The sequence below is a fragment of the Pantoea sp. SGAir0175 genome (genome assembly GCF_043547855.1).
On record NZ_CP028081.1, the window covers coordinates 2,600,219 to 2,616,706 of the forward strand.

Consider the following 16,488-nt stretch of genomic DNA (forward strand, 5'->3'; position numbering starts at 1 on the left):
GCAATCATTGTAACCGCCGGGCGTACCCGGCGGCCGGGGATACCGTCACAGACGCACTATTTTTTCGCGCGGCTGCGTCCCCCCTTTTCACCTGCTTCGGCAGCACGCTGCGGATCATTTCTGAAATTCCCGCCGCTGTTTTTACCGCCTTTACGACCCGCTTCCGCGGCCCTTTCGCGATCTTCCGCGAAGTTGCCTGATCCTCCACGATGTTGAGCCATCATTTCCTCCAGGTATTGAGCATAGGTGGTGAAGACATTTCACTGCGCTAACAGTGTCAGGTCAGGTGCGTAATATCTCGCCACACCCGCTTAAAGCATAGCCAATGGATGCGCACAATCAGGCACACATTCATACTTTGCAACAGATAAACCGCTTAGCATCGTTTTTATGGCGAGATATTCAGCTGAAAAACAAGCGGTTAGCGGCAGAAGTCGCAGCGCGATATCCATGACTGTTCAATGGCTGACCAGCATAGCGCGCAGCCTCTTCTATACTTCTTTCTGTTCCTTACACCACAGGATGAAAACACGATGGCAAAAATTCTGGTCATCTTACTTACCTAAACGCGAATAAAGGTAAGTATATGATGTATATCATCTATTTTAGAGGTTCATAGGATGAAATTTTATTGGCTGGTTTACTGCTTGGGGTTTGAGCAATGTTGCAGAAGCTGCACAGTTAAAGGAAAAGTATAGGGATGAAAACAACGAACTGATCTGTGTATGTTAGTCACGGTCACAAAGTGCACGTTAACGCTGGCTTTTCAGGTCATTGTAGTTTCAGCGTACCGGATGATGAGCTTTGACAAATAAAAAAACCCCGCGAGGCTTTCAAACGGGGTTTTAAATATTTGTTATTAATCAACGTCAACGTCTTTTTGGTCTTCAACTTCAGCGTCAGCGTCTTCTTCGTCTTCAAAGTCTTTATCGTTTCCGTGACGGATTTTTGCATCAACGGACTGTCTTAAAGATTTCAATGCCACAGCATTATGCTTGATGTCCAGATCACCGAACAATTGCTTGTGGTCGCTAATGAATCGCACTGAAACGTATTTCTTACCTTCAGCGTCTTCACTAAACTTGATCACCACAAGCGGATCATTAAAGTTAGGTCTGAGTCTGGCATGATAAATACCAATATACTCAACTACTAAACGCCCCTGACCGTCACTGTCACTTTCTTTAGCTCTTCCGAAAAGTTTGTCGTCATCAAATTGATAGACCTCTACACACCCTGCATCAATCCACTTGTCGATTAAAATAGAGAGGTCGTCGATGTACTTTTCGGTGTCATAACCATACTCTCCACTAAACTCGGTGAAGAACTGATTAATCTTAACAAACGCTATGGGTACGCTTTTGAGCATTCAGAATCCTTGCAAGACTTGCCCGACGCTCACCAGACGTTTTACCTTCAATGGCAAAATCTTTACCGCTGTTACCTTTAGACAGAAAAGCCTGAGCGCGGATGATGTTTTTGTTAGTTTTTTCGTCATTTCTCATAGTATAGGCTCCTTCGCAAAGCGATGGGAGTGTTCTGTACATTCCAATTTGTCACATACAGAACTTCAATAACTTCAGTATCAAGTAGTAGTGCTCGACGTAGCGTTAATCTACTACTCCAGTAGTAATAGTATTCTATTGCTGACGAAGTCGTCAACGGATTACCGTATTGAAACCTTATTTGTAGCCGCTAACTTATGTTACCTTTAAACGATAAGTTACGGCCTTTAGATACAACAAAGTTAGTCAGTTTTCTTTAGAAGTGAAGGGTTCCAGCCAGCATTCTGACCAAGACTCTGCCATGAACCAGCAAGGCCAGTTGCAGACATCATTTGCATCTCATGCTGTTGGTTGATTGTGTCGAGTGCTACACGCTGGATTGTACCGTCTGGAAGAGCAACGTTAAGCTGCCCATTAGAAACAACCTCAATGCGAAGAGGTGCAAACTGGATAGGCTTCTGTGCTGACAATGCAGCCTGATTCTGCTGTGCGTATGGGTTGTAACCTGCCAAAGCAGGGTCTTTCAGACCACCTTTGCCGAGATCATCCCACACATCACCGATTTTAGTGAATAACCAATCAACAGGGCTGTCTTTGAGTGTGTTGCCACCGTGTGTGGTTTCAGTACCAGATGCACCGCCCCAACCCCACTCTTTCTGAGCGAACTTCTGGAACTCTGGAATCCATTTGTCAAAGATCAGGTTACCAAGCGTCATGCCAATCTCAGCAGCGGCAGCAATACCAAAAAACTTACCTGCGGTACTACCCATCACAGAAGTTGCGCCACCTTCAGCAGCAGCCTCAGCAGTGCCACCAGCAGCACGACCAACACCGAGCAGACGTCCACCAAGTTTCAGACCCCCGAGGCCAAGAGCTGCGGTAGCGGTCACAATTAGCCAGTCAAAGAAGGTGTTGAACTGGTCTTTAACAGTATCAAGGGCTTTTTGTGTAGATGGTGACAGTGTGCTGTAGAACTTGTCCCACATCTCTTCGAACAGGGTCAGATACCCGTCAACGTTCATCCCGATGTTATCGAGCGTTTTGGTGATATCGTTTAGGCGTTCGATAAACCAGCCGATAGCCTGACCGCCACGTTCAAACAGTCCACCAGAGTTGTTCAGTGAACTGGCGAGGGAGTCATACAGAGTTGAAAGGTGTGAGCTGAAACCACGGAAATTTTTATCCATCGCGTATTTTTCAGCGTTGTACATGCGACCACGAGCAGCAAGGATATTATGCTGAGCCATCTTCACCTGTTCGGGAGTTGGTTGCATCGCTTTCATCATTAGTTCAGCGATATCTGACCCCTTCATGGTTTTCAGCTTCGCTTTCACATCAGAAGAATCTTTTACACCGAGTGTGTCAGCCAGTTTTGATACTAATGCTGGACTCGCGTTGACTACCTGTAACCAGTCCTGACCATTTAATTTTGGAGATGCCGCGATCTGTTGGATAGCGTAGTTAAGACGGTAAACAGCGTCGTTGTTCATGCCTGTTGTGTGCGCAAACACGGACTCATCTGCGAAGAACTTAGCAAGTTTGTCGTTATCAAATCCTTTAGGCATCGTCAGGCGCATCTGAGCCATTTGCTGACGTACGGTCACCGTATCCAATCCATACTGATTAGCGACTTCATCAGCTTTGGTCGTCATGCGTAGAGCTTCCTGCTTCGAACCGTATGCTACCTGAGCCATAGTTGCAGCCTGCTGGCGCTTCGCCCCTTCTTCAATGCTGTCTGAAAAGAACTGAACAGCTTTCTGTACAGACATCAGAGCGCCTACAAGGGGAATTGCTGCTGATGAGATACCGCCAAACGCTGATCCGAGGTTGCTTGATTCCATCGCTGCAAGACGTTGTGAAGCACGGGCCTGTGAAGCTACTCGAAGCTGCTGGCTGAATTCATAGTTCAGACGACGTAGATTCGATTGGAATCCGCGCAGGTTCTCAGACGCTGTATGCTGCATCTGGAGAAGCTGTAAACGCGAGCTATAGCGTTGGGCTGAGCCATCATCACGTAGCTGTAAACGCCCGTACAGAGAGCTTGTGCGGGCACGTTCAGCGGCAGCGTTAATGCGGTCACGCATGTTAGCTGGTGGTCGGTTTCTAGGGGCTGTTGTTACAGGAGGAATGGTCACACGAGGCTGTGTCCGGTATGCATCACGCATCATACGGGCAACGTTTCTTGATGCTGCTCTACCCTCCTGTTCATAAGAACGGAAGAGACCATTACCAGCATTGCCAATGCGAAAGGCATCCGTCAGAGAACGGTTGATGTTACGTGATGCTGTCTGTGCTCGTTTCTCAATAGCCTTAAAAGTCGGGTTCATGAGTTTGCTGCGGTCTTTTGAGAAGACTTTGTCCAGTCTCTTCTCCATTCTCGTAGCGATTGGGAGGATCTGCTTTTCGAGTTTTGTAAGGCCAGCCAGCACCTTCTCTGAAAAGCCAAGTTCAATAATAAATTCGTCTACAACTGCCTGATTAGCCATTGCTTTACCTTAGATAAAAGAAAAGCCCTGGCGATAACCAGAGCTTTATAGAGGGGTCTTAATTGTGGGTTGGTTACTTTTTCGCACGCTTGACCACGTCTGAGATGAGCTGCTCAAATGTGGGAATTGAATCCAGGGCTGTCCGAGCTGCCCGCTTCGCTTCAGTGAGTCCTACAGCGGCTTTCTTGCGGCGGCTGATAAGGCGTTGTAGCTCTGCATCGTAAAGTTCTTGTGAGTAATTATGAGCCTCTGAGCTGTGTGCGTATGACATCAGACTTTCGACATCAACAGGGATATAGACCAGCTTTGATGATCCGGGTGTGCTGACAGCAGCACCGTTAACCATTTGAATATGTCCACCAAGTGAACGTTTCTCAACCAGTTTGTAGCCTTCAATGTGCAGGCCGCCAGTCTTGATCATCTCATTGAAATGATGTTCACCAGCACAGTCCACGGTCTTTACATCTCTGTGTTGGAGATCATAGGCAAACCGAGCTTGAAATTCAGCACGGTAACGGAGCTGGTTGTCTTCAAATTCTGCTACCTGGTCACATAGTTCTTCATGCTGTTTGGCGAGTTTCTGGATGATTGGCGTGTAGTGGCGCTCAATTGCCAGACGTTTCTCCGAGGGGAAGAGATCGTCAAAGTCAGCCTGTCGATCAAGTTCAGCCTGTTCAGATTTATTCTGTGCAGAAGATTGATGGGCGATGGCTTCCTGTTGGATGCGTTCTGTTAGTGCCTCATCAACGTCAACGAAAGTGTCGGTCTGGTCTTGCTTGATATGGTGTGACTCAGTTTGCATGTGTTTTAGGGTGATCATTAGTGTTTGCTCATAGTTGCAGGGATTTGTAAGTAAGGTTTTGCGCGGAGACGGTCAATAAACTGATCCATCTGGTCACGTGTTGTTGCGTAGAGTTCGTTGGCGTGTTCTTCGGCTTCTTCCGGGGGGAAGCGCATTAAGAGGAAAGCATCGCTGAAAGCATTCATGAGTAAATGAGGTTCGGCATAAATGCATTTGAAGAGCTGACCTGTTGATACAGTGTCGAGGTCAATCACGAAGCCACGACTGAGGTCAGATTCATCTCGCCATTTGATGATGTTGCCATTCATTAAGCGCTCACCTCTTTAGAAATCTGTCCAGCACGCTGCTCAAGCTGGTGAAGTTGATCGAATAACTCCGGGTGATCATGCATCACCTTTGCAGTGATGATGTTTTCCAGCAGATTCACCACTTCAGGCCCGAATCTCTCAGGGTTAGTTCTGAGCATTTGTGCAGCCAATTGCTGGTAGTGAGCGATGTTTTTACGGGTCACGCTGAGCTGGCGGTTTACTGAGACGAGTTCAGATTCAAGCTCGGCGAGATGTTCTGTGTGCTGGGTATACTGGTCGATGGTTTTAACGCTGGTGGACTCTTGCTGTGATTCCATCAATTTCAGTAGGTCGTTTACTTCAAGCATTAACGTTCCCTCCAGAATGTTTCGAGTCTACAGGCAGCGATAACGGTAATAGTGAGTACGAGTGCAGGGATCATTGCGGGGATACCTTATAGGGTTAGATAAAAAATTATCGCTAACCCGATGATCAGGTTAACGACTTAGAGAACCATTATTCGCAAAGACTGCTTGTCGCCGCATCCCCGCAAAGGTACGGGAAAACAGTTTTGCACCTATCGCTACGAGGCCGCTGGAGGAACGGGAGCTGAACAGGATTTAGTTGAGATGACCGCTGAAAGGCATCTTTGCGAATCTGGCTGGGGATATTCTGAGATAGGCGGTGAAGGAGATTTACACCGCGCTATAGGGCATCAGGGAGTGACTCAAGAACTACTGACCACTCTTATATAGTAACAGAATGTGACCATTTTGTAAATATAATTGTTGCAATATTGTTAACAAAGTGATATGGGCAGACTGTCACAGGTCACACGATAACCAGCACTGTTCTGATAGCAGTGAGCAGGTTCTGTCGGGAGCACTCTGAACAGGTGAGCTTGCGCACGCACATCACGGTAAGCCTTTTGACGTAGAATTTCGCGCTGGCGGTCTTCTTCTGACAATCGACGGTTGTACTCAATTTCTGCTTGGGAGATTTTGGGAGTGGTAGACATTTGCTGGTGGGCCTTTTTTCATTTTTGAAAATCAGAGAGGGTGTTTTTGAAAAGGGTATAGGGGGGGTGACTGGAAAATATCTGTAGCGTCTGAATCGGGGTACTTAGACTCGTCACAAAGGCACGGGCAGGTACTTTGCAAAAGGAAGTAAAATATCTGCACAGATGCGCTGTGAGAGCTTCTGAGAAGGGTTCTGAACAGCGTGGGCTCTACAGACCCGCTGTGGATTAACCTGTCACGATGTCGCCTGTTGCCTGAGGCGGTAAAAAGTTGCCTTGCTTATGTTCAGTCGAGACATGATGTTTTTTGGTGACATGCCAGCCTTAACCAACTGTTCAACCTGCTCTCCAGTGGCTTTAATTGGCCTGCCACAGTGAACACCTTCTGACTGAGCACGCTTAATGCCTGCTGTCCTACGCTCTGCAATCAGATCCTTTTCCAGTGATGCAAGTCCAGCCATCATGGTCAGCATGGCTTTCCCGACCGGGGTAGACAGGTCGAAGCCTTCACGAAGACTGATGACCTTAACGCCCTTAGCCTGTAGAAGTTCAACTGTGGACAGCACGTCGATTGTGTTACGTCCAAGACGGTCAATGGCGACAACGATAAGTGTATCCCCTTCACGAACATATTTCAGAAGGTCACTGAACCCCTGACGCTCTGACGCCTTAACACCACCCGATACAGCGGAATCACTGAACCACTTTGTTACCTGGTAACCAGATTCAGAAATTTGCTGTTGCTGGTTTGCGATGGTCTGTTCGTTTGTTGATACACGAGCGTATCCGATTACTGACATGTGATAGATCCTGTCTCAAAAGATAGTCTCATAAATATACATGTATCAAAAGATGAAAACAACCTTTTGAGACTCGTTTTCAGTGCCTTCGGGACATGTTTTTAGTTGTCTTGAAAGGAGATGGTTTTGAGACTTGTTATGCGACTACTTCAGGGGCGAATTGACTGGTTAGTCCTGCGTGACGTTGAAAGGTTGGTGTAGCCGATGCTGGTGGTTTAGAGGGGGTCACACTGGATGTTGTAACTTCTGTGTCTGGCTGGTCAGTTAAGCCCTTAAGCTGTTTGTTGACCTTAGACTGTTCGTGTCTGCGTTGTGCATTACGGTCAGCGGTGAATTTACCCATCACTGCAAGCTGATCTTTAAGCTGAACATCGTCAGGCTTCAAGCTGAACAGAGCTAATAGCGTCGGGTCACGATAGAACACAGCAGCTTGGAACAGATCGACGTCTGCTGGATTGATGCAGGTACGAAGCAAGGCTGGTGCAGTGGCTGCGTTATCAGCGGGTGTGAGTTGTTTGTTTTCGGACATTATGCAGATTTTTCCAAATGAGGTGGATAGCTGGGCAGCGATAGCGACAAATACTGAACAGAAAACCGAAAGAACACGCCCAAATAAATATTTAATAATCAATAATTTAATCAAAGTTCAATTGAGCGAGTTTCTGTTCAGTCGTCTTTGCTGGTGAGATCGTTAACGAGCTTGAGCAGAAACGTAGTAAAGACACCGCAGGGGACGATGTCGTATAGAAAATGAAAAATGAAATGTTGCATGGTTAGTTACCGTGATTGTTTGCAATGACGACATAAGCAGAGGTTCACATAGCTCTGGGAGATACCAAGTTGCTGGGCAATCTGCTTATGAGAGAGTCCCTGAGATCGTAGATTAATGACCTTCTCAGGGATGTTCTGTTGATGGCTGCTTACTGGTAGTCCAGCAAGTTTACGAATCAGGATTGATTCATGTGGGTTGAGGCCAGACTGTTTAGCAGCCTGAGAAGGTGTCTGTCCAGAGTGGATCAGTGCTAAGAAGTGTTGCACTTCTGGTGTGGGTAAGAGTTCGTACATTGGATGGGATACCTTGCGTAGGAGGTGGGTCTTTGCTGACGTTATAACTGAGCGCCCAGCCTCAACATAGTTCAGGACTGAGCAGCAGAATTATTAGGCGGGGTTATTGCGGTTGAACTGGTTCTGACGCTTTACCTGATGTGGAGCCATTTTGATACGGTTACCGGTTGAGAAGATATTCTGAATGGGTTCTTCTTCTTCATCGTTGTAAGGCAAATCATCGTCATCGTCTTGAGACGCAGTAAATGAATCACCTGAGTAGTCATCGTCATGATCGAGTGGTTCATCGTCTTCCTGAGCAAGAGGCATACTGGCGTATGTCTGTGTCACCAGTTCTTCTCTCTTTACAGATTTAGCTTCAGCGATTTCTTCATCAAGATTAAGATCGCTAACGCTCTTATCACAATGGATTCTGGTTTCCTCCAATCCCATGTTTACCTGTGATAGCGAAGCGTCTTGGTTTTGACCTTCTTCTTCTTTACTAATCTTATTCTTATTATTATCTGTATTCTTATAGAGTTGCACTTTGCTACCTCTGGAGGTTGCATTTTGCGACCTCTGGACATTGCAATCTGCAACCTCCAGCGAATGCACAGTAATAAGATTGGACTTGTTGAACCTGCGTGTCTTCTCGATAGCCCCAAGTTTGACCAGTTTGCTGGTCGCCCTGATAACCGAATCCTTTGATACGGAGAGAGAGTCCGCTACATGCTCATTCGAAGGGAACACCTGAAGGCCTGCTTCCTGGTAAGACAGTAAAGTCAGGTAGACAAGTTTATCGGTGGGATTCAAATCGGGTGACTTCAGGACATCATGATACGCTTTTACGAAAGTACGATTTTTATCAGTTACATACATTAAAACCTCAAGTGTGATTAGTGGTTGCGGGATAGTAGAGCCACTGTCAAACAGACAATAAAAAACTCTTCAATATCACCTTATTAAAAAGAATTGCCCCTGCGAGAAACCGTCAGCCATGTATGAGAGCTAACACTGGTTTTACGACCCGCATCAACTTGCAGGGACAATCAAAGTAATCTGTCAGGTGACATTGAAGAGTTTGTTAGGGAGGTATTCATACATGATGGATACGCGATGAGTGCGGGATAGTCATCGGCTATACTTAATAGTACCCTTAGTTATAGTTTCTGTAAATAATAATATGCAGGATCATCAAATACCTCTTCAAGATTAACTAAGGTTTCGACCAAAATTTCAGAGTTTTTTTCATATCAATCATATTCAGAAAATTTCGAATAGGCCTGAATGAGCAATAAATACGCGCTCGATCAATAGTTGAAAAAAAAGCTGCTAAGAGTTGACACCAGTGTCAGGCCTTATGGAATAACGCTCCAGGATTTTTGCATCCCCCCTGACCGAATTTTTTGTGAAAATCAATGCTTGTGATGATTAAAATGCTGGCTATCATATCCCGTATAAGAAGTCCCAAGCTCCCATCACCCCTGAACATATAGTGTTTATCCACAGAGTTACTCACAAGGAATGACTTGTGTATAACTTAGGAGATTTATGTGATGAGAAGTTAGAGCCTGGCTAAAGGTAAATTACGCATAGAAGAGAGGGTAAATATGGAAAGAAAAAAAGCTGGAAAGCACGCCAATGCTCCCAGCCTTTTCCCCACACCAAAAGGTGTTTAGCAGTAAAGAAGTCTCGTTGCCGAACTGCCCTACTGACGATTTGACACCATCATTGTGAGGCAGTTTCGGTTCACTGTAAAGTCGCTCAAAGGAAAACCTATGCGATCAAAATCAGTCTTCTATGACCGAAACGGCAAGCCTAAACCCTACCTGATCCCTCTTATTTGGGTATGCAAGGTAGCGTTGAGTAGTTTGTTCAAGTGGATGTTCGACCGCTACATGCACTAATCACTGTGGGGGCTTGTTGCCCCCCTTTCTGGAGAGAAACATGGTTAGCTTAGTGAGGAAAGGAAATACATCGACGGGCATACATATGCTTCAGAAGTACGGTGAGAGTTTCAGGATTAGATGTTCACCTGACACGATTAAACGAGCTACATCGGTTGAGGTTAAACCTGAGTATCGCAACCTGTTTACAGGCAAGAACGAGATCTATCACTCGGTTCTTTTCGATGATGTTGAGACAGGAAAGGAAGAACTGCTGAAGTTTGTCTTTAAGGTATGTGGAGTGCGTTGTACTTTCTGATCATCTTTTGGAGTGAGTTTATATAGACTGGAACAGCCTTCACGTCGATCCGTTGATTGACGCTCACCAGTTCGCTCTGTCTGTACAGTGATCTGTGAAGAATACTGTTAAGAGGTAAACTGTAATGATCATCACATGGTGTCAAGCATCCGTCAAACAGTATCACTTTTTTTAATTTATACCTGAAATTATATAAATAGCTAATAATAAAGGTGGTTACTTATGGGTCATGATAGTTCGTACAGCAAAGCAGAGTTACGGTTACAGGATGGATGTGGAAAGATCATCGGCGGTATCACCACTGCAAAGTGTGGTGACTATCAACCGGATATGGAAATGTGGATGTGTGACGAATGCCACAAGCGCTGGAAAGAGGCTGTCAAAAGGATGCACGAGAGAGAGCAACAGAAATAACTATGAGGGGCTTGGATGCCCCATGTAATACTTTTAAGCAATGAAAATTAGTCAGGCGTGTTAGGGTAGCCTGGCTCTACATCAGGCCAATCGGTGTAGTCCTGTACTTCCTGATTTTTAGTTTCTTCACTTGGGAACACTTTAGGAAAGTCCTTCCCCATCACTGCAATGAAATCATGGTCAGGTGTATCGTCAGTAGCTTGTTCGAAGGTCAGAGTAAGGTCTCGTTCACCTTCCAGAGAAAATCCTCGGATCATATTCCCATTGTGAAGATATACGTCAACGAGTTTGGAACGACCATCTACCACAATCTCACGCACCATCTTTTTAATGATCACATGAGCTTCTGTCCTACCCTGAGTTGTTTCAAGATCAAGTTTTGACAGGTCGAGGTCAGACACTGACTGAATACGCATCGTTTCGCGTCTGAGTTCAGCCTGAAGCAATTCCTTTTCTTTCTGCTTTTCAGCAAGTGCATCACGTATCTGGGTGATAGTGGGTAACTGTAATAACGTCTCAGTAAGTGTCTGAAGTTCTTTATCTACCGTCTGAAGTCTGCGTTGGAGTTCGATTATCTTGCTCTGGTCAGTGTTGCTGTCATAAAGCTGTGACAGTTTACTGAATAGACGGGTACACAGTTCGGTATCCAGCTTTTTACGAGACACTGAACCATATTCGCAGCGTCCTTCTTGCATACCATTGCAGCGGTAAGTGCCCTGATAGACAGGTTTACGGATGCCTGAAGGCGACATAGTCAGACCACATTTACAACGAAGCATTGTCCTGAAGATATTCACGTACAGCCAGTGATCACCTGTTGCCAGCCTTCCCTTTCCTCCCTGTTCAAGAAGTGTCTGAACAGCATTAAAAGTCTGATCGTCGATGATGCGTGGATAGTAATCAGCTATCTCATCACGAAGGATTGTCTTGCGATCTTCAGTGCTGATCTTTGCAGGAAGATACCCAAGCACGCTGCGTGAGGTTAGAAGGCATTTAACAGAAACAGCAGACCAACCACCGCCACCAGGTTTGAACGTTTTTGATATACGAGCCTTGCGGTCATTGATGGTTTCGATACCGTTTTTATTAAGATGCTTACAGATAGCGAACATGCTATGACCAGCTAAGCGCAATTTGAAGATCAGCCTGACGATGTCAGCTTTAGGCTCGATAACGACGAACGATTTTCTGTCGGGACTGAGTTCAATCCAGCCGGGGGTTTGTCTGCCCATCGGTAAGCCTGTCTCGATTGCCTTAGCAGTCTTCCCTTTCCAGACAGCTATAGTGCGCTCTTGTTTCACTACTGACTCTTGATGAGCACGCTCAGCAATCAGAATATGTTTGATGAGTCTGATTGGATCAGAAAGGGATGATTTATCGTATCTTTCATTGTCAGATAAGGTCAAAATTTCGACGTTTTTTCTGAGGATTTGACGGATGTCATCGATCGCGCTGTCGATGTCAGCACGGGATGCACGATCAAAGTTTTCCATGACAATAAGACTGCCAGCAGGAATGTCACCAGAGAGCACGTTATCAAGCATTCGTTTGAATTCCCCCCCGTCAGCCTTGTGTTTCTGGTGAAAGCCAGACTTCCCTTTATCAACATAGCGGTGCGTTGCTTGCATGAAATATTCGTCGCTGTGCTTACGATAAAACGCATCGATCATATCGTTCTGACGACGCAGACTGTCACCAGAGTCCTGAGCTTTGGTACTCCACCTGACATAAGAGACAAGCAATTTCATGTGCTACGCTTTCCTTTAGTTTCTTTTGCTGAGGGATACTAACATGCAAGACGAACAACGTGCTAAGACAAGAATTCTGGTGCTTTATTACTCCATGTACGGACATATCGAAACCATGGCTAACGCGGTGGCGGACGGTGCGAAGAGCGTGAGCGGTGCAGAAGTCACCATTCTGCGCGTGCCGGAAAGTATGGATGCCGAACGGTTTGCTCAGGTCGGCGGGAAGGTTAATCAGCCGGCGGCGGAAGCCAAACCGGACGACCTGCCGCAGTACGATGCCATCATCGTCGGCACCCCGACGCGCTTCGGCAACATGTCCGGTCAGATGCGTAATTTCTGGGACCGCACCGGCGGCCTGTGGGCCTCTGGCGCGCTGTACGGCAAGATTGCCAGCGTGTTTGCGTCTACCGGCACCGGCGGCGGTCAGGAGCAGACTATCACCTCGGTGTGGACCACCCTGGCACATCACGGCATGGTGATTGTGCCCATCGGCTACGGCACCAAAGAGTTGTTTGATATTTCGCAGGTGCGTGGCGGTACGCCGTATGGCGCAACCACGCTGGCGGGCGGTGATGGATCGCGCCAGCCCTCGGCGGAAGAACTGGAAATTGCCCGTTATCAGGGCCAATACGTCGCCGGTCTGGCGGTAAAACTGAAAGGATAAATTCCCAACAGGAGAGAGTTATGGCAACAGAACAGTTTAAAGCTCACCACGTGGGCGAATGGGCGACCTTACGTCACACCTCACCGGAAATCGCTGAAGCAATTTTCGAAGTGGCGAATTATGACGAACGGCTTGCCGAAGAGATCTGGCGCCAGCAAGGCAGCGATGAGGTGTTATTCCGCGCGTTTGAGAAAACCGACCAGGACGTCCTGACGTGGGACGATAAGCCGGTCGAACGTAAAAACATCTGAAGCACAGGCGGGCATGTCCCGCCTTCTCATTTTTAGCCGTCAGGGAGCCTTTATGTCAGCCTATCAAAGCATTAATCCGGCCAATAATCAGCTGCTGAAAACCTGGCCATCACACGATGACAGCTACGCGCAGCAGGCGCTGCACACCGCCGATGCGCTCTACCATTCGCCGTGGAGCAAAGGCGATATTCAGCCGCGTCTGCAGGTGCTGCATCGTCTGGCAGAGTTGATCGACCAGCACAGCGAAGAGCTGGCCACCATTGCCAGCAAAGAGATGGGTAAGCTGATTGGCCAGAGCCGCGGCGAAGTGAAAATCTGCGCCAGCATCGCGCGCTATTATGCCGAACACGCGGCAAGGCTGTTGCAGGCACAGCCCTATCCCAGCGATGTCGGTGATGCCTGGCTCGAATACCATCCGATTGGCGTGGTAGTGGCCGTCGAGCCGTGGAATTTCCCGTATTATCAGCTGATGCGCGTGCTGGCACCGAACCTGGCACTGGGCAACCCGGTGCTGGCGAAACATGCCAACATTGTGCCGCACTGCGCCGACGTGTTTGAAAAGCTGGTGCTGGAAGCCGGTGCGCCGCAGGGCGCGTGGACCAATCTGTTTATCTCTAACCAGCAGGTGGCCGATCTGATTGCCGATCCGCGCGTGCAGGGTGTGGCGCTCACCGGTTCAGAGCGCGCCGGCAGCGCGGTGGCTGAGCAGGCCGGTAAGCACCTGAAAAAATCCACGCTCGAACTGGGTGGTAACGATGTGTTTGTGGTGCTGGACGATGCCGACATTGATGAAGCGGTGCGCCAGGGGGCGCAGGCGCGGCTCAGCAACTGCGGTCAGGTGTGTACCGCGGCCAAGCGCTTTATTCTGCATGAAAAGATTGCCGATCGCTTTATGGCTAAGTTTAGCGCGGCGCTGCAATCCGCGACGCCTGGCGATCCATTAGATGAAAAAACCACGCTGGGGCCGCTGTCGTCACAGGATGCACGTGACCGACTGGTGAAACAGGTGGACGAGGCGGTGGCGCATGGCGCACGCGTGGAATGCGGCGGACGCGTAATCGACGGCGTCGGCTGCTACTACCAGCCAACCATCCTGACCGGCCTGACGCCGGATAACCCGGCTTACTATCAGGAGTTTTTCGGCCCGGTGGCGCAGGTATATGTGGTGGCGGACGATCGTGCTGCCGTGGCACTGGCCAACGACTCACACTACGGTTTGGGCGGTTCCGTGTGGACGCGGGACATTGCGCGCGGACGCAACATGGCTTCGCAGATTGAGACCGGCATGGTGTTTATCAATTCGCAGAGCGATACCGCGGCTGAGCTGCCGTTCGGCGGCGTGAAGCGTTCCGGCTATGGCCGTGAACTATCGGATCTCGGGCTGAAGGAGTTTGCTAACCAGAAACTGGTCGTGGTAGCCGGTTAAGCGGCATAAAACCACCGTTGAACTGAACGGTGGTTTTTTCGATTCACTGCGGTGTGCGTCAATGCGCAGCCGGTAACAACACAGCAGGGTCGCCGTGCATGGCGACCCTGCTGGCGTTTTAGTTGCTGGCCGCTGCCGGCTGTTGCGCGGGTTTAGCGTCCGCCTCCGGCTTCGCCGGCGCTGCCTCAGCCTGCGCTTTCTGCGCCGCTGCGGCATCGGCTTTCGCCTTCTCCTCTGCGGCCTTCTGAGCGCTGGCCTTCTCAGCTTTGGCTTTGTCGTCCGCCGCTTTTTGCGCCGCGGCCTTGTCCGCCTTCACTTTTTCCTCAGCGGCTTTGGCGTCAGCAGCTTTCTGCGCTGCAGCTTTATCAGCCGCGGCTTTGTCAGCCGCCGCTTTATCCGCGCTGGCCTGATCCGCTTTGGCCTGTGCGTCATCGCTGGCTGCCGGTGCGGCAGCAGGCTGTGCGGCCGATGCCGGTGCGGCTGGCTGCAGCGGTGTACCCTGCAGCGCGTTGTTCAGCGCACTGGTGAACTGATTCCAGCTGCAGTAGCCGTTGGCGTCGGTGTCACACCCCGCCAGCTGCAGCGTAACGCGCTTCGGTGGGTTCTTCAGGCTCAGCACATCGGCATTCCGCAGCTGATCCGCCGTCTGATAGACATACTCCACTTTCAGCAGATCTTTATTGTTCTTCGCATCGTGCCAGCGTTCAAACACCACCTGGCCGCCAATCGGGGTTTTCTCGTCGTTACCCGGCAGCTCGTATGGCTTAACCTGCAGCGCGCTCAGCAATGACGCGATATTCGAATCGTGTCCGACCATCAGCGTGACTTTTGGCGCGGTGGCTTTGTCCTGATCGACCAGCTGGCTGCGGATGTAATCCACCAGCGGTGCGGCAACGTCACGCGCCACTTCCGGCGCGGTAAACAGCGCATCCTGATAGCCATTCTTAATCGCCGCCAGCTCTTTCCACTGTTCAGGCGTTTTGATTTGTCCCCAGGCAACCTGATCCGCCGGGAAACCTTCGTAATATTGCAGCGTGAAGGCGTCGACCAGCGAGTTACCCACTTTCAGCGGGCCATTGACGCCGGGCTCTTTGCCGTTTTCCGCGCTAAAGGTGTTGTCGCCGCTGCTCAGGTCGCACTGTTTCTTGCCGTTACAGGCCGGAGCTGATTTGTAATCCACGATTTTTTCCAGCCGCTGGAAGGCCGGCTTCAGCGCCAGCTTCTCATTGGCTGCGGTCATCGCCGCCAGCGCTTTCTTGTTAAACGCTTCGCTGCCATCGGTGATTACCGGATTGAAGATCGGGTCCATGGTGCCCATCGCATCCTGATGGGTGACAGCAATATCGCAGCCCGGGAAAGCACCGGTGACGAAATACTGCGCCGTCGCGACGGTACGCTGCAGGCTGTTGGCATAGACAAAGATGTTGCTGCTGTCCGGACAGGTGCCGTTCTGTACCAGCCCCTGCTGGGCCAGCCACTGACGGGTGTAGTTACCCATGTAGACTTCCAGCACGCCGCCTTTGGTGGTCAGCTCACCGCCGGGCACATCCCACTGCGGCCAGCTTTTTTTCGTCGCCTGCTCCAGCACGCTGCCGTTGTTGGCCAGCGGGGCACGCAGGTTGTGACGACTCAGCATCAGGACCTGCTGCAGTTGCATGTCGCCATCCGCGGCGTAAGCGCTCATACCCATCGGCAGCGCCGCGATCACTGACAGCGCGCAAAGACTCAGTTTCTTGATCATTGTGCCTATTCCATAATTCATCAGGGAAACACTCTGGCATTCAAGCGATTAGCTCGCCAAAGAGCGAATTACCGCACAGTGTAACCCAGCTTGCCTG

General features: G+C 49.2%; 15 protein-coding genes. 3 read left to right on the plus strand and 12 right to left on the minus strand.

What is annotated here, in order from left to right; all coding sequences use genetic code 11:
* Positions 1-56: 56 nt before the first annotated feature.
* The 11 genes from C1N56_RS12175 to C1N56_RS12225 all read right to left on the minus strand — a co-directional run bounded on the left by C1N56_RS12175 (position 57) and on the right by C1N56_RS12225 (position 12,309).
* Positions 57-221 carry a con-10 family general stress protein gene (locus tag C1N56_RS12175; protein WP_010616548.1) on the minus strand — a complete coding sequence of 55 codons (165 nt, stop codon included), beginning with the start codon at positions 219-221 and terminating at the stop codon, positions 57-59.
* Between the two features lie 638 nt (positions 222-859).
* Complete coding sequence (locus C1N56_RS12180) at positions 860-1,369, minus strand: hypothetical protein (RefSeq protein WP_394516695.1); 510 nt, start codon at positions 1,367-1,369, stop codon at positions 860-862.
* Complete coding sequence (locus C1N56_RS12185) at positions 1,338-1,505, minus strand: hypothetical protein (RefSeq protein ID WP_394516696.1); 168 nt, start codon at positions 1,503-1,505, stop codon at positions 1,338-1,340. Before C1N56_RS12185 ends, C1N56_RS12180 begins: the two co-directional genes overlap by 32 nt.
* Before the next feature lie 242 nt (positions 1,506-1,747).
* On the minus strand, positions 1,748-3,991 hold the full coding sequence (locus tag C1N56_RS12190) for a tape measure protein (RefSeq protein ID WP_394516697.1): 2,244 nt from the start codon (positions 3,989-3,991) through the stop codon (positions 1,748-1,750).
* A 73-nt stretch (positions 3,992-4,064) separates the two neighbouring features.
* Positions 4,065-4,811 (minus strand): hypothetical protein, encoded by a 747-nt coding sequence (locus tag C1N56_RS12195; RefSeq protein ID WP_394516698.1) that lies wholly within the window; start codon positions 4,809-4,811, stop codon positions 4,065-4,067.
* Entirely contained in the window at positions 4,811-5,101 is a 291-nt protein-coding gene (locus C1N56_RS12200) for a hypothetical protein (protein WP_394516699.1), read from the minus strand. The genes C1N56_RS12195 and C1N56_RS12200 overlap by 1 nt, the downstream gene beginning before the upstream one ends.
* A complete protein-coding gene (locus tag C1N56_RS12205; RefSeq protein WP_394516700.1) occupies positions 5,101-5,448 on the minus strand; it encodes a hypothetical protein in 348 nt (115 codons plus the stop codon). Before C1N56_RS12205 ends, C1N56_RS12200 begins: the two co-directional genes overlap by 1 nt.
* 886 nt (positions 5,449-6,334) lie before the next feature.
* Positions 6,335-6,898 carry a recombinase family protein gene (locus C1N56_RS12210; RefSeq protein WP_394516701.1) on the minus strand — a complete coding sequence of 188 codons (564 nt, stop codon included), beginning with the start codon at positions 6,896-6,898 and terminating at the stop codon, positions 6,335-6,337.
* Positions 6,899-7,034: 136 nt separating this feature from the next.
* Positions 7,035-7,541, minus strand: coding sequence for a hypothetical protein (locus C1N56_RS12215; protein WP_394516702.1), 507 nt, complete (start codon positions 7,539-7,541; stop codon positions 7,035-7,037).
* Between the two features lie 515 nt (positions 7,542-8,056).
* A complete protein-coding gene (locus tag C1N56_RS12220) occupies positions 8,057-8,821 on the minus strand; it encodes a helix-turn-helix domain-containing protein (RefSeq protein WP_394516703.1) in 765 nt (254 codons plus the stop codon).
* A 1,787-nt stretch (positions 8,822-10,608) separates the two neighbouring features.
* Positions 10,609-12,309, minus strand: a complete 1,701-nt coding sequence (locus C1N56_RS12225; RefSeq protein ID WP_394516704.1) for a recombinase family protein — start codon at positions 12,307-12,309, stop codon at positions 10,609-10,611.
* Between the two features lie 43 nt (positions 12,310-12,352).
* Here C1N56_RS12225 and wrbA point away from each other — a divergent pair, with 43 nt between their 5' ends.
* The 3 genes from wrbA to C1N56_RS12240 are packed head-to-tail and all read left to right on the plus strand — an operon-like array spanning position 12,353 to position 14,650.
* Positions 12,353-12,973 (plus strand): NAD(P)H:quinone oxidoreductase, encoded by a 621-nt coding sequence (gene wrbA, locus C1N56_RS12230; RefSeq protein WP_394516705.1) that lies wholly within the window; start codon positions 12,353-12,355, stop codon positions 12,971-12,973.
* 20 nt (positions 12,974-12,993) lie between these two features.
* Positions 12,994-13,224: a YccJ family protein gene (locus C1N56_RS12235; RefSeq protein ID WP_021508292.1), complete on the plus strand. Its 231-nt coding sequence runs from the start codon at positions 12,994-12,996 to the stop codon at positions 13,222-13,224.
* 52 nt (positions 13,225-13,276) lie between these two features.
* Entirely contained in the window at positions 13,277-14,650 is a 1,374-nt protein-coding gene (locus tag C1N56_RS12240) for an NAD-dependent succinate-semialdehyde dehydrogenase (RefSeq protein ID WP_394516706.1), read from the plus strand.
* A 118-nt stretch (positions 14,651-14,768) separates the two neighbouring features.
* Here C1N56_RS12240 and agp read toward each other — a convergent pair whose 3' ends face one another.
* On the minus strand, positions 14,769-16,391 hold the full coding sequence (agp, locus tag C1N56_RS12245) for a bifunctional glucose-1-phosphatase/inositol phosphatase (RefSeq protein ID WP_394516707.1): 1,623 nt from the start codon (positions 16,389-16,391) through the stop codon (positions 14,769-14,771).
* Between the last annotated feature and the right edge of the window lie 97 nt (positions 16,392-16,488).

What these genes read in the sequence shown, in the direction of transcription:
- C1N56_RS12235 (WP_021508292.1), top strand. Translation starts at nt 12,994, where the DNA reads ATGGCAACAGAACAGTTTAAAGCTCACCACGTGGGCGAATGGGCGACC.
- C1N56_RS12225 (WP_394516704.1), bottom strand. Translation starts at nt 12,309, where the DNA reads ATGAAATTGCTTGTCTCTTATGTCAGGTGGAGTACCAAAGCTCAGGAC.
- C1N56_RS12220 (WP_394516703.1), bottom strand. Translation starts at nt 8,821, where the DNA reads ATGTATGTAACTGATAAAAATCGTACTTTCGTAAAAGCGTATCATGAT.
- C1N56_RS12185 (WP_394516696.1), bottom strand. Translation starts at nt 1,505, where the DNA reads ATGAGAAATGACGAAAAAACTAACAAAAACATCATCCGCGCTCAGGCT.
- C1N56_RS12175 (WP_010616548.1), bottom strand. Translation starts at nt 221, where the DNA reads ATGGCTCAACATCGTGGAGGATCAGGCAACTTCGCGGAAGATCGCGAA.
- C1N56_RS12195 (WP_394516698.1), bottom strand. Translation starts at nt 4,811, where the DNA reads ATGATCACCCTAAAACACATGCAAACTGAGTCACACCATATCAAGCAA.
- C1N56_RS12210 (WP_394516701.1), bottom strand. Translation starts at nt 6,898, where the DNA reads ATGTCAGTAATCGGATACGCTCGTGTATCAACAAACGAACAGACCATC.
- wrbA (WP_394516705.1), top strand. Translation starts at nt 12,353, where the DNA reads ATGCAAGACGAACAACGTGCTAAGACAAGAATTCTGGTGCTTTATTAC.
- C1N56_RS12240 (WP_394516706.1), top strand. Translation starts at nt 13,277, where the DNA reads ATGTCAGCCTATCAAAGCATTAATCCGGCCAATAATCAGCTGCTGAAA.
- C1N56_RS12200 (WP_394516699.1), bottom strand. Translation starts at nt 5,101, where the DNA reads ATGAATGGCAACATCATCAAATGGCGAGATGAATCTGACCTCAGTCGT.
- C1N56_RS12190 (WP_394516697.1), bottom strand. Translation starts at nt 3,991, where the DNA reads ATGGCTAATCAGGCAGTTGTAGACGAATTTATTATTGAACTTGGCTTT.
- agp (WP_394516707.1), bottom strand. Translation starts at nt 16,391, where the DNA reads ATGATCAAGAAACTGAGTCTTTGCGCGCTGTCAGTGATCGCGGCGCTG.
- C1N56_RS12205 (WP_394516700.1), bottom strand. Translation starts at nt 5,448, where the DNA reads ATGCTTGAAGTAAACGACCTACTGAAATTGATGGAATCACAGCAAGAG.
- C1N56_RS12180 (WP_394516695.1), bottom strand. Translation starts at nt 1,369, where the DNA reads ATGCTCAAAAGCGTACCCATAGCGTTTGTTAAGATTAATCAGTTCTTC.